Here is a 14,382-nt window from a genome sequence, read left to right on the forward strand (position 1 = left end):
TGAACAATTAATCAAACGTTTGTTTAAAACCACAACCTAAACTAATCATTCGATATCCCACCCAATATTGGTTAAAATAGATAAGACACATCATGTTCAACAATTGGCTATAGCTTAAAGGAGAGAAATACATGACGAACTATGCAGATGATAGTTTAGCGTTGCATACAGATTTGTATCAGATCAATATGACGAAGGCTTACTGGGATGATGATTTCCATAATCGAAAGGCTGTTTTTGAAGTGTTCTTTCGAAAGCTGCCTTTTGGCAATGGATATGCGGTATTTGCCGGGCTTGAACGGATCATTGAATATGTGAAAAAGTTTCATTTCTCGGAGAGTGATATCGAGTATTTACGGGAGCTCGGGTATGAGGAGGCTTTCCTGGAATATTTGGCGGAGCTCCGTTTCACCGGGACGATTCGATCCATGCAGGAAGGGGAGGTTGCGTTCGGGAATGTCCCCCTTGTTCGTGTGGAGGCGCCGCTTGCTCAGGCTCAGTTACTGGAGACGGCGATCTTGAATATCGTGAACTACCAGACGTTGATTGCGACGAAGGCGAACCGGATCAAGCAGGTGGTGCAGGATGAAGTCGTGATGGAGTTCGGTACGAGGCGTGCCCATGAGCTGGATGCGGCGATTTGGGGAACCCGGGCAGCGTACATCGGCGGATTTGATGCGACGAGTAATGTCCGTGCCGGGAAATTATTCGGCATGCCGGTTTCCGGAACCCACGCTCATGCCATGGTTCAGGCTTATCGGGATGAATATCAGGCTTTCCATAAGTATGCGGAGAGCCATAAGGATTGTGTGTTCCTAGTCGATACGTATGACACATTGAAATCCGGTGTACCGACGGCAATCAGAGTCGCGAAGGAGCTTGGCGATAAGATTAACTTCAAGGGGATCCGTCTTGATAGCGGTGACATGGCGTACCAATCAAAGATTGCCCGCAAGATGCTGGATGATGCCGGCTTTACGGATACGAAAATCATCGCTTCAAACGACTTGGACGAGTATACGATCTTGAACTTGAAGGCGCAAGGGGCACAGATTGATGTGTGGGGTGTCGGGACAAAGCTGATCACAGCGTACGATCAGCCTGCTTTAGGTGCCGTGTATAAGCTTGTGTCTATTGAAAATGAGTCAGGTGAAATGGAAGACACGATTAAAATATCGAGCAACGCGGAGAAAGTTTCGACTCCCGGGATGAAAAGGGTTTACCGCATCATCAATACGGTTAATCATAAATCAGAGGGTGAATATATTGCCCTTGACCATGAACATCCTGAAAGTCAGGAACGGTTGAAGATGTTCCATCCTGTTCATACGTATATCAGTAAGTTCGTCACGAATTTTGAAGCGAGGGAGCTTCATGTTGATGTATTCAAGGACGGGGAGCTTGTGTATGATACACCTCCACTTGAAAATATGAGAAGCTTCGTGAATGAAAACCTTGAAATGCTATGGGACGAGTATAAGCGTTCCATGAACCCGGAAGAGTACCCTGTGGACTTAAGTGAAGAGTGTTGGAACAATAAGATGGATCTGATTCACCGCGTAAAAGTCGAAGTGAAAGAAAAACATAGCGGAAATTGGTAAGTTTGCCTGTGATTGGGTAAGATAAAAAGATATAATATGATGTAATAAAACCTAACATGGAGTGTGAAAACATGGATTCTCTTCAAAAACAAATCGTAGAAGAAATGATGGTCTCCCCTGAAATCAATCCGCAGGAAGAAATCCGTCGCAGCGTCGACTTTATGAAGGCTTACTTGAAGAAGCATTCATTTCTGAAAAGTCTGGTCCTTGGCATTTCAGGAGGTCAGGATTCTACTTTATTAGGGAAACTGGCTCAAATGGCCATTGATGAAATGAATCAGGAATCGGGTTCATCGGATTATGCTTTTTATGCCGTCAGGCTTCCTTACGGGGAACAGGGTGACGCCCAGGATGCCATCGATGCGGTGGAATTTATCAGCCCGACCGTGTCGATGACGGTAAATGTGCAACCTGCCGTAGATGCAAGCGTCGAAACGTTGAAGAAAAACGGCATCGAGCTTTCCGACTTCGTGAAAGGGAACGAAAAGGCTCGTGAACGGATGAAGGTTCAATTCGCCATTGCCGCCATGAAGGACGGCGTGGTGCTCGGTACTGATCACTCTGCTGAAGCGGTGACCGGCTTCTACACAAAATATGGCGATGGAGCGGTAGACCTTGTTCCTCTATTCCGTTTGAACAAGAGGCAGGGAAAGATGCTCTTAATGGAACTCGGCTGTCCGGAACATTTATACAACAAGAAACCGACAGCAGATCTTGAAGAAAATCGTCCGCAGCTGCCGGATGAAGAAGCCCTTGGGGTCACGTATGATCAGCTGGACGATTACCTGGAAGGGAAAGAAGTGCCTGCTGAAGCCAAGAAAGTTATTGAAGGTCATTACCTGAAAACACAGCATAAACGTCATCTGCCGGTTACGGTGTTTGATGATTTTTGGAAATAAGAAAGTGAAGCCGATTCTCGATTCATGGGATCGGCTTTTATTATTTCGACAAAAATCGCAGCTCCCCACCCTCATAACCACCTTATCTCCTACCAATTCCCTAAAATTTCTATGCGAATTTACCATTTTATAGAGGATTTTCGACTTTTTAAACGAAAGTAGTAATAGTTAAAGATGAGTTTGAATCATTCAGGAGGGGTACGATGTCGTCACATGAAATGGTGAATCCGAAGTTGCAAAGTATCATTGATAATATAGAGAAAGTCATGATTGGAAAGAGAAAGGTAGCGGAGCTGAGCATTGTCTCTCTGCTTGCCGGCGGGCATGTATTGCTTGAAGATGTTCCGGGTGTCGGGAAGACGATGATGGTGCGTGCATTGGCGAAGTCCGTAGGGGCAAGCTTCAAGCGGATTCAGTTTACACCTGATTTGCTGCCATCTGACGTGATCGGTGTATCGATTTATAACCCGAAGGAAATGGAGTTCACTTTCAGGCCGGGGCCAATCATGGGGAATATCATTCTCGCGGATGAAATCAACCGTACTTCGCCGAAGACCCAGTCCGCGTTACTTGAAGGGATGGAAGAGAGCAGCGTCACGATTGACGGGATGACCCGGAAGCTTGATAAGCCGTTCTTCGTTATGGCGACTCAGAATCCGATTGAGTATGAAGGGACTTACCCGCTTCCGGAAGCGCAGCTCGACCGATTCCTGTTGAAGATGAAGATGGGGTATCCGGAGCCGGAAGAAGAGATGGAAGTCCTTCACCGCGCCCAGCGGACTCCTCCGATCGATGAATTGGAGCCGGTGATGACCCTTGAGGAATTGAGATATATCCAAGGGGATGTGAAGGAAGTGTTGGTGGACGACACCATCAAGAAATACATTGTTGAAATTGCGAACCGCACGAGGATCCATGCCAATGTATACCTCGGGGCGAGCCCGCGTGGATCGATTGCGTTGATGAAGGCGTGTCAGGCTTATGCTTATTTACGAGGCAGGGATTATGTAGTTCCTGACGATGTTCAATTCCTTGCGCCTTATGTATTCTCACACCGTATCATCATGAAGTCTGAAGCGAGATACGAAGGGATCACCCCTGAGGAAGTGGTGGAAAGAGTCATGGCGCGTATTCCTGTTCCTGTCCAAAGGATTGCGAGATAGATGAAGACGAAACTTCGATTTTTAAAACCACTTGTGAAGTTTTTGCTTCTGCTCCTCTTAATGGGGGTGACGTTTTCGTATGCGATGTTCCAAGGTGGGTTTGTGAGCTGGTTTTTATTTTATAGCTTTTTGCCGTTTGCCCTTTATTCCTTATTGGTTTTCTTATACCCTCTTTCGGAGTTTTATGTGGAGAGGGGTTTTGAATCAGCGGAGTACAAAGCGGGGGATGAATTAAAGGTGACGATCACCCTGTCCCGGAAGTTTCCTTTTCCCTTGTTTTACATGGTGATGGAGGATGTGGTGACGGATTCGGTCTTTCATCATTCCGGTTTTCAAAAGGCGAAGGCCATGATTCACCCTGGATTCAGAAAACGGATCAAGCTGACATATGTTGTGGATGAGCTTCCACGTGGAGAACATATTTTCTCTAAAGTGCGGTTTAAAACGGGTGATTTCTTTGGCGTGTTTGAGAAGGAAGCGACGGTGGATTGTGTGGACAAACTCCTCGTTTATCCGTCGATTGTCGATGTCCCGTATCGTCCGTTGGAGAACCGGTATGATCAAGGGATGACGACTTCGAACGTAAAGATTCAAAAGGATACGACGATGGCAACGGGTATCCGTGATTATCAGCCCGGGGACCGGTTTTCATGGATCCATTGGAAAACCTTCGCCAGAACCAATGAGCTGATGACGAAGGAGTTTGAAGAACGTCAGTCCCATGATGTCCTCATCGTACTCGACAGAGAGGCTTCTCCGGCATTTGAAGCGATGGTCACCTTTACGGCTTCGATGATCAGATCCATCGTGAAAAAGGGTGCTCAGGTCGGCCTTGTGTCCATCGGGGAAGATCATGTTTCATTTCCAATCCGTGGTGGTGATGAGCACTTGAGTCAGCTGAATTATCACTTGGCAAAAGTGAGGCAGGACAGTCCTTTTGCTTTAGGAAAGGTCCTGCAGGGAGCGGGATTGAACTATTCCCAATCAGCAGCGGTTGTGTTCGTGACGTCCTCGGTGTCGAAAAAAATGATTATGAGCGTGAATGAGTATGCGAAGCGAAACAGCTCCGTTGTCATCTTCTTGGTGAAAAGAATGGGAGAGGCGTATACAGCAGAAGAGAAATCGCTGAAAGCCTATGCTTCTTCAAGGGGCATCCGATTGAAAGTATGCTTTGAAGGCGATTTTTCATCCGCCTTTTTGGAGGTGAAGCGGGCATGAGGCATGACACAACGAACTCATTTTTCAAGGTCCTGATATATTTATTTGGATTTTTACTTCTGTGGGAGTGGTTAAAGCCCCTGAAGGTCGTGACGGACACGGCGAGTTTGACCTATTTTGTTGTGTTTATCGGTTTGGCCCTCGTTCTGTCTTATTTTAGGATTCATTATGTCATCACGGCATCAGTGAAGGTTCTGTTTATCCTTTACAGTCTGAATAAACTGTACTATTCCGGTTCATTTTTTGCTACCGGTTGGTTGAAGAAGTTCAGTCAAGATCTATGGAGTAATCTCGGCTTGACCCTTGGTCGGGAGTGGCCGAGTTTGTCATTTGAATACAGAAGTTTATTGTTTTTCGTGCTTCTTTGGTTGATGACGTACTTGATCCATTATTGGATCTCGGTCCGAAAGACGATTCTCCTTTTTTATATCATGACGGTTGCTTACGTTTGTCTGATTGACACGTTCACGGTATACGAAGGAGATCGATCCATCATCCGTGTCGTCATCTTCGGCTTTCTTCTTATGGGGCTGCTGGCTCTTGAAAGACTTGTACAAAGAGAGAACCTGAGTGGTTCCAAGATGAGCCGCCATCGTTGGATCGTTCCACTTACGGTGATGCTCGGTGTTAGTTCCGTCGTGGCTTTTGCCGCGCCAAAAGCGGATCCCATTTGGCCGGATCCGGTCCCATATCTTCAATCCTTTTCTGAAGATGCAGGCGGCAGCGGCGTGAACAAAATTGGGTATGATACCGATGACACGAAGCTTGGAGGTCCCTTTGTCGGCGATCCTACCGTCGTATTTAATGCTGAGGTGACCAAAGAGCATTATTGGAAGATCGAATCGAAGGACTTGTACACAGGGAAGGGATGGGAGCAATCCATACCGGATGAACAGCAGGCTGCCATGCCGTTCGATCCTGGGAAAAAGGTTCCGATTCCTTCACCGCAAACCGATGAACAGCGTGATCTGGAAAGTGAAAAGGTTCTGGTCGAGCGCAAGTATTCCCATATTGTCTATCCGTATGGGGTGGAAAGCATTAACGGAAACGATAAGGGCTATTTCAGCTTCAATCCCATCAATGAAAAGGTGACAAGCTATAAAGAGCTCGATGAAACCGTTAAGCTTGACGAGTATGAAGTTTCGTACCGTTCCCCCTCTTTTTCTCAGAAAAAGATGAAGGCGGCGAATGAAACTCAGGAGATCATGCAGGTACCCGAGTTCGTGGATCGCTACACCCAGCTTCCTGATGCGATGCCTCAACGGGTCAAGGACTTGGCCGTTGAGATTACGTCGGAAGAGGATAATTGGTATGACAAAGTAAGGGCGATCGAGCAATACTTTTCAAAGGAAGCCTATGTATACGATCAATTCGACGTACCCGTTCCTGAAGAAGGGCAGGATTACGTCGATCAGTTCCTCTTTGAAACACAGCGGGGATACTGTGATAACTTCTCCACTTCCATGGTCGTGATGGTCAGATCCCTTGGAATCCCTGCAAGATGGGCAAAAGGCTATACGGAAGGGGAATACAGCAGGCAGGTTGATTCGACCTACAAGCTTTACGAGGTATCCAACAACAATGCCCACTCGTGGGTAGAAGTGTTCTTCCCGGAAGTGGGGTGGGTCCCGTTTGAACCTACTGTTGGGTTCAGCAATAACGTTTCCTATCAGTATGACCTGGATGTACCTGATCCGGAAGATAATGAAGTACCGGTTCCGGAGCAGAAGGAGACGCCAAAGAAACCTTTGCAGCCTGAGGAAGATACAGCATCTGCAGGTGACGGTTTTTCTATAACGAAGCTTTGGGATGATCTGAAGTCATTTGTCGTGGACAACTGGGGCAAGATTGTGATGGGGGCCATTCTCCTGATCATCATTGTGGTCGCTTTATACCTTGTGAGAAGACGCTGGATGCCGTATGTCCTGATTTTTTATTATCGCAGGAAGGCATCAAGCGATGTATTCTCAGAAGCCTATCTGTCCCTCATGAAACAGTTGGAAAGGTACGGATTGAGAATGGAAGACGGCCAAACATTGCGGGGGTATTCAAGATACATCGATTCCTTCTTCGGTACCCGTGAAATGACCAGTCTGACGAATAATTATGAACGGATTTTGTACGGTCAGAAGCCTACTTCGGAAGATTGGGTGAAGATGAGGGAATTATGGGAAAATTTAATTAAAAGGACAACCGGTTGACCCGGTTCATTTCAGAGTATAAAATGATGTCAAATTCAAAATAGTGTTCGTTAGCATCCTTCGTATATCCTCGATAATACGGTTCGAAAGTATCTACCCGGTCACCTTAAATGACTGGACTATGAAGGCAGTGTTCTAAGTTGACATCCGTGTATGCAAAAAAACTAGAATTCTGCCTTTTTTTAAGGCGAAGTCTAGTTTTTTTTATATTTTTTTGGAATGCTAACAACAATAGATAGTAAAAGGTAAATAAACTGAAGAGGTGAACTGAATGCTTGGTAAAGAAGAATTGCACAATCAAGAAATGATCGTCGTTTTAGACTTTGGAAGTCAGTACAATCAGTTAATCACGCGAAGAATCCGTGAGTTTGGTGTTTATAGTGAGCTCCACCCGCATACAGTTACCCTTGAAGAAATCCAGGAAATGAATCCAACGGGGATCATCTTCTCCGGTGGGCCGAACAGTGTCTACGGTGAGGATTCATTCCGTTGTGATGAGCGAATCTTCGATCTGGATATCCCGATTCTCGGGATTTGCTACGGCATGCAGCTGATGACGATGCATTTCGGAGGGAAGGTAGAGCGTGCAAAGCACCGCGAGTACGGAAAAGCAGCCATCAACATTGAGAAGCAGTCCAAATTATTCTCAGAACTCCCGGAAGAGCAAGTTGTATGGATGAGTCACGGTGATCTTGTCGTGGAAGCACCTGCAGGCTTTGATGTAAATGCGACGAACCCTTCTTGTCCGATTGCTTCCATGAGTAACGAAGAACAAGGACTATATGCGGTTCAATTCCACCCTGAAGTGCGTCATTCGTTGCACGGAAACGAAATGCTGAAGAATTTCGTATTTGGAGTGTGTGGATGCACAGGCGACTGGTCCATGGAGAACTTTATCGAAATGGAAATGGACAAGATCCGACAAACAGTTGGTGATAAGAAAGTTCTTTGCGCTCTAAGCGGAGGGGTTGATTCTTCCGTTGTGGCTGTATTGATCCACAAAGCAATCGGCGATCAACTGACATGTATCTTCGTCGATCACGGCCTTCTTCGAAAAGGCGAGGCGGACAGCGTCATGAAGACATTCGCTGACGGATTTAACATGAACGTCATTAAAGTGGATGCTCAAGACCGTTTCTTAAATAAACTAAAAGGTGTATCCGATCCAGAGCAAAAACGTAAGATCATCGGAAATGAATTCATTTACGTATTCGACGATGAAGCGACGAAGCTTAAAGGCATCGAATATCTTGCACAAGGTACGCTTTATACGGATATCATTGAAAGTGGTACAGCGACTGCTCAAACAATTAAGTCCCACCATAATGTCGGCGGCCTTCCTGAAGATATGCAGTTTACCCTGATCGAGCCGTTGAACACACTATTTAAAGATGAAGTGCGTGCTTTAGGTTCTGAGCTTGGCATTCCGGATGAAATTGTGTGGCGTCAGCCATTCCCGGGACCTGGTCTTGGTATCCGTGTCCTTGGTGAAATTTCTGAACAGAAGCTTGAAATCGTCCGTGAGTCTGATTACATTCTCCGTGATGAAATCAAGAAAGCCGGACTTGATCGTGACATCTGGCAATACTTCACTGTCCTGCCTGATATCCGTAGTGTCGGTGTTATGGGGGATGCGAGGACATATGATTACACGATCGGAATCCGTGCAGTTACCTCTATTGACGGTATGACGTCAGATTGGGCGCGTATCCCATGGGACGTATTGGAGAAAATATCAACTCGCATCGTAAATGAAGTCGATCATATCAACCGCGTGGTGTATGATGTGACGAGTAAGCCACCTGCAACGATTGAGTGGGAATAATAACGTGGTATAAATAAAATGACAGGCTTCTTCCTTATCGATTCCATTCGACAAACGGGAGAATGCCTGTCGTTTTTTGTATTAAACGAACATTAACTCAAATATTTTGTTTTAATGTTCGTATTTTGTGTTGACGGACTCCTTTTCCGTTGGTACAATAGTACTGTAATCATAACAAAACATAATAAAAGTATTACGTCGTATAATTTCGGGAATAGGGCCCGAGCGTTTCTACCAAGCTACCGTAAATGGCTTGACTACGAGGTGATGGATGAAAAGGACCGCATGTTGGTTCCTTCTTGATCTTGATCTTAACAGTCAAAGCCTTGAACTCTGGTAGTTCGAGGTTTTTTTATTTTCTACGGCGACTCTATAGGAGGAGTACAAGCATGAGGAATTTCTTTCAGTTTGACCAGTTAGGAACAAATTATAAAAGGGAGATCATCGGGGGACTGACCACGTTCCTATCGATGGCTTATATCTTAATCGTCAACCCGCTTACGTTGACGCTTCAATCCGTGCCGGATCTTCCGGATAGCATGAGAATGGATTATGGTGCGGTCTTCGTGGCAACGGCATTGGCCGCAGCCATCGGGTCGTTGATCATGGGGCTCATCGCCAAATATCCGATCGCTCTGGCGCCGGGGATGGGCTTGAATGCCTTCTTCGCATACACTGTCGTATTAACAATGGGTGTACCTTGGCAATCGGCTTTGACGGGAGTTTTGATCTCGGGACTGATTTTCATCGCATTAACACTTTCGGGCATCCGGGAAAAGATCATTAACTCGATTCCAGCAGAACTAAAATACGCTGTCGGTGCAGGAATCGGTTTATTCATTACCTTCATCGGTTTTCAAAATGCAGGCATCATAGTCAATAACGATGCTGTATTAGTCGGTCTGGGTGATCTGACAAATGGAACTACCTTACTTGCGATCTTCGGAATCATCATTACGGTCATTTTAATGACAAAAGGCGTTAAAGGCGGAATTTTCATCGGGATGGTCGTAACGGCCATCGTGGGAATGATTGCAGGACTGATTGATACACCGGAAAGAGTAGTAGATGCAGCACCAAGTCTTGCGCCGACATTCGGAGCGGCACTTGAGCCTTTATTCAATGATGCAGGCAGTATTTTTACCATTCAAATGCTTGTAGTCATCCTGACGTTCCTATTCGTCGACTTCTTTGATACAGCCGGTACACTGGTAGCGGTGGCCAACCAGGCTGGACTGATGAAAGAAAACAAATTACCGCGTGCCGGTAAAGCGTTGTTCGCTGATTCTTGTGCAACAGTAGTTGGAGCGATCCTGGGAACATCTACAACCACGTCTTACATCGAATCATCAGCAGGAGTTGCTGCAGGAGCAAGAACTGGATTCGCATCTGTTGTAACAGCTATCCTATTCCTGCTCTCGATTTTCTTCTTCCCGTTACTGGCGGTCATCACATCAGCCGTGACGGCACCGGCCCTTATCATTGTAGGGGTACTGATGGTATCGTCATTAGGTGAAATCGATTGGAAGAAATTCGAAGTAGCTGTACCGGCATTCCTGACGATTGTCGCCATGCCTCTTACGTACAGCATAGCAACGGGTATCGCCATCGGATTCATTTTCTATCCGATCACGATGATCATGAAAGGTCGTACGAAAGAAATTCATCCAATCATGTATTTCTTATTTATGATTTTTGTCCTGTACTTTATATTCCTGGTATAATATAGGTACCGATTCACGAGAAGCTGATCTATCCCAGATCAGCTTCTTTCTGATTTTTATTGAAAAAAGTGTAGAATATAAATAAAGGGAATGACGTCAAGGTTAGAGAAGGTAGTACTAAGGTAAGAAGTAAGAATTGAAAAAAGGGTCAGTTTTCGTTAAAATCATGAAATCGGGTAATGTCGAAAATGGTCGAATATATAGGGAGAATTGAGTATGTCTACTTTAAATGTGAAAAAAGTCTTAAATAACAACGTATTGATTGCCGTCCACGAAAGCTACGGTGAAGTTGTGCTGATCGGAAAAGGGATAGGGTTCAACCGGAAAAAGGGTGATCCCATCCAAAATGATATTGCAGAAAAGATGTTTGTCCTAAAAGGGGAAAAAGAACAGGAGCAGTACAAGAACCTTCTTCCTTTCTTGAATGATGACATGTCGAACGTCATTATTTCTGCCATCGAGTTGATCCGGAAAAGAACCAATTCATTTCTTAACGAGCATATTCACATCGCCCTTACAGACCATATTCTATTTGCCATTAACCGATTGATGAGAGGGATGGAGATTCGGAATCCGTTCCTGGTCGAGACAAGAACGCTGTATCCATTTGAATATGAAATAGCGAGAGAAGTCGTCAGTATGATCAATGAAATGACTGATGTCCATCTTCCTGAAGGGGAAGTGGGATTCATCGCCCTTCATATTCACAGTGCCATGATGAACAAAGATCTTTCCGAAGTGAATCAGCATTCCCAGTTGATCAGTCGTCTAATAGGGATGATTGAACAACAGCTGGACGTTGAAATCAATAAAGAAAGCGTCGATTATATGAGGCTCATACGGCATATTCGATATACCATCGAGAGGGTTCTCAGGGGAGAAAGAGTAGAAGAACCAGAAAAAATTGCAAAACTGTTGAAAGAAGAATACCCTGTCTGCTATAATCTATCTTGGAAGCTGATTAAGATGATGCAGCAAACATTGCAGAAACCCGTGTACGATGCCGAGGCAGTATACCTCACAATGCATCTGCAACGGATTCAAAATAAAGTGAATTAACGTACTTATCTTTTCTTACGTGTTACTGATTCGATCAGGCATGAGTAAAGAAGATAATTGAAACGTGTATTTTGGGGTAGTCTATCCATATACGTTCATTATCCTCTTTTCTCATGCCTTTTTTGTTTGGTTAGGCGCAATCATCTAATTAGTCGAAAATGAATATAAAGGGAGGAAACTCACATGTTTAAAAAGGCTTTTGGTGTACTACAAAAAGTCGGTAAAGCATTAATGCTTCCAGTTGCGATCTTACCAGCAGCCGGACTTTTACTAGCGTTTGGTAATGCCCTTCAAAATCCAACGCTTCTAGACATTGCTCCATTCCTTAACAACGGCGGCGTTGAAACCGTTGCCAGCGTAATGGAACAAGCGGGCGGAATTATCTTCGGTAACCTGGCACTACTCTTTGCGGTCGGTGTAGCCATCGGTCTTGCCGGTGGAGAAGGGGTAGCCGGTTTAGCGGCTATCGTCGGATTCCTGATCATGAACGTAACAATGGGTACAGTTGAAGGATTAGGTATTGGTGATGTTACAGGTGACGGCGTCGATCCGGCATTTGCGCTGGTACTCGGTATCCCAACCTTACAAACAGGTGTATTCGGCGGTATCATCGTCGGGATCCTGGCAGCATCCATGTACAATCGTTTCTACCAGATTGAACTTCCTTCATACTTAGGATTCTTCGCAGGTAAACGATTTGTTCCAATTGCAACAGCAGCATCTTCAGTAGTATTAGGATTATTAATGTTATTAATCTGGCCACCGATCCAAGATGGTCTTAACACATTCTCAAACTTTATGCTTGGTGAAAACAGAGCATTCGCAGCATTTGTATTCGGTGTAATTGAACGTTCACTTATTCCATTTGGATTACACCACATTTTCTATGCTCCATTCTGGTTCGAATTCGGTTCTTACACATCAGCAGCTGGTGAAGTTGTACGTGGGGACCAGGCAATCTTTATGAAACAAATTCAAGATGGTGTACAAGACCTGACGGCAGGTACGTTCATGACTGGTAAATTCCCATTCATGATGTTCGGACTTCCGGCAGCGGCATTAGCGATCTACCATGAAGCGAAGCCTGAGCGTAAAGCGGTTGTAGGTGGAATCATGGCATCAGCAGCATTGACTTCATTCTTGACAGGTATCACAGAACCAATCGAATTCTCATTCTTATTCGTAGCACCAGTGTTATTTGGAATTCACACAATCTTCGCCGGTCTTTCATTCCTGACGATGCATCTATTAGATGTCAAAATCGGTATGACATTCTCCGGTGGTTTAATCGACTACGTCCTATTTGGACTGATCAACCCGCAAACAAATGCGTGGATCGTCATCCCGGTAGGTATCGTGTTTGCATTCATCTACTACTTCGGATTCCGTTTCGCTATCCGTAAGTTCAACCTTATGACTCCTGGTCGCGAGGACGTAGATGAAGATGAAGATGACGCTCCTGCAAGTTCAGCAGGCGATCTTCCTTACAACATCCTTGAAGCAATGGGTGGACAAGAAAACATCGCTCACTTAGACGCATGTATCACTCGTCTTCGTGTATCTGTCAATGACGTAAAACAAGTAGATAAAAACCGTCTGAAAAAACTGGGTGCTTCAGGTGTACTTGAAGTAGGAGATAACATTCAAGCGATCTTCGGACCAAAATCAGACACAATCAAATCACAAATGCAAGACATCATCCGTGGGAAAGCTCCACGTAGAGTAGAAACAAACGCAAACGAAGAAGTAGAGCAACAAATCGAAGAAGTGAATCCGGAAGCTCTTCAAACTGAACGTGACAACGAAAAGTTCGTAGCTCCGATCACAGGTGAGATCAAAGACATCACAGAAGTTCCTGACCAAGTATTCTCAGGTAAGATGATGGGTGACGGTTTCGCGATCGTGCCGACTGAAGGAACAATCGTTTCTCCAATCACAGGTAAAGTCGTGAACGTATTCCCGACGAAGCATGCCATCGGACTTGAGTCCAAAGCAGGCCGTGAAGTCCTGATCCACGTTGGAATCGATACAGTGAAACTGGAAGGTAAAGGTTTCGAAGCCCTAGTAAAAGAAGGGGACCAGGTAGAAGCCGGTCAACCATTACTAGAGGTTGATTTAGACTACATCAAAGAAAACGCACCTTCCATCATGACACCGATTGTCTTCACGAACCTTAAAGAAGGTCAGCAAGTGACAATCGAGAAGTCTGGTAACGTGAACCGTAACGACGAAAACATCATTAAGATCGACTAATTTCTTTATAAAAACCGGCCCGTCCTCCATCGAGAGGTTGGGCCGGTTTTGTTTTGTTCATATATAGAAGAAAGAGGGGTGTATTATAGAAGAATCATGAGCGCTTAATAGGGGGATATGAAAGTTTTTAAAATAAATCTATTAAATCTATTGACGAATATCTAATAGCTTGATATACTTTAAAAACCGTCGCAAGAGAGCAGCGGATTACATAACAACATTACAACGAGATCATAAAACATTTCAAAAAAAGTTGTTGACAAACACACTGCATTCTTGATATGATGGTCAAGTCGCTTCGAGAGAAGCGCTACATTGAACCTTGAAAACTGAACAAAACAAGACAATACGTCAACGTTAATTCTAGATTTATTTTAAGAGCTATTCAAACTTTTATCGGAGAGTTTGATCCTGGCTCAGGACGAACGCTGGCGGCGTG

9 protein-coding genes and 2 riboswitches are annotated in these 14,382 nt (G+C 44.9%); all 9 genes read left to right on the top strand.

Annotation, left to right across the window (positions count from 1 at the left end):
• Positions 1-131 precede the first annotated feature (131 nt).
• The 9 genes from SLH55_RS21380 (at position 132) to ptsG (ending at position 13,943) form a co-directional block, all read left to right on the top strand.
• Entirely contained in the window at positions 132-1,601 is a 1,470-nt protein-coding gene (locus SLH55_RS21380; protein WP_320324419.1) for a nicotinate phosphoribosyltransferase, read from the top strand.
• A gap of 71 nt (positions 1,602-1,672) precedes the next feature.
• Positions 1,673-2,500, top strand: coding sequence for an ammonia-dependent NAD(+) synthetase (gene nadE, locus SLH55_RS21385; protein ID WP_320324420.1), 828 nt, complete (start codon positions 1,673-1,675; stop codon positions 2,498-2,500).
• A 203-nt stretch (positions 2,501-2,703) separates the two neighbouring features.
• A complete protein-coding gene (locus SLH55_RS21390) occupies positions 2,704-3,663 on the top strand; it encodes an AAA family ATPase (protein WP_219165790.1) in 960 nt (319 codons plus the stop codon).
• Positions 3,664-4,881: a DUF58 domain-containing protein gene (locus tag SLH55_RS21395; protein ID WP_320324421.1), complete on the top strand. Its 1,218-nt coding sequence runs from the start codon at positions 3,664-3,666 to the stop codon at positions 4,879-4,881.
• Positions 4,878-7,082, top strand: coding sequence for a DUF3488 and DUF4129 domain-containing transglutaminase family protein (locus SLH55_RS21400; RefSeq protein WP_320324422.1), 2,205 nt, complete (start codon positions 4,878-4,880; stop codon positions 7,080-7,082). Before SLH55_RS21395 ends, SLH55_RS21400 begins: the two co-directional genes overlap by 4 nt.
• A 40-nt stretch (positions 7,083-7,122) precedes the next feature.
• Positions 7,123-7,224: riboswitch (purine riboswitch) on the top strand.
• Positions 7,225-7,353: 129 nt separating this feature from the next.
• Positions 7,354-8,907, top strand: coding sequence for a glutamine-hydrolyzing GMP synthase (guaA, locus tag SLH55_RS21405; protein WP_320324423.1), 1,554 nt, complete (start codon positions 7,354-7,356; stop codon positions 8,905-8,907).
• Between the two features lie 178 nt (positions 8,908-9,085).
• A riboswitch (purine riboswitch) is annotated at positions 9,086-9,187 on the top strand.
• A gap of 109 nt (positions 9,188-9,296) precedes the next feature.
• Positions 9,297-10,631, top strand: a complete 1,335-nt coding sequence (locus SLH55_RS21410) for an NCS2 family permease (protein WP_320324424.1) — start codon at positions 9,297-9,299, stop codon at positions 10,629-10,631.
• 216 nt (positions 10,632-10,847) lie between these two features.
• Positions 10,848-11,690 (top strand): glucose PTS transporter transcription antiterminator GlcT, encoded by an 843-nt coding sequence (gene glcT / locus SLH55_RS21415; protein ID WP_206858106.1) that lies wholly within the window; start codon positions 10,848-10,850, stop codon positions 11,688-11,690.
• Positions 11,691-11,873: 183 nt separating this feature from the next.
• Positions 11,874-13,943 (top strand): glucose-specific PTS transporter subunit IIBC, encoded by a 2,070-nt coding sequence (ptsG, locus tag SLH55_RS21420; RefSeq protein WP_226677697.1) that lies wholly within the window; start codon positions 11,874-11,876, stop codon positions 13,941-13,943.
• Positions 13,944-14,382 lie beyond the last annotated feature (439 nt).

The sequence above is a fragment of the Rossellomorea sp. YZS02 genome (genome assembly GCF_033963925.1).
GTDB lineage: Bacteria > Bacillota > Bacilli > Bacillales > Bacillaceae_B > Rossellomorea.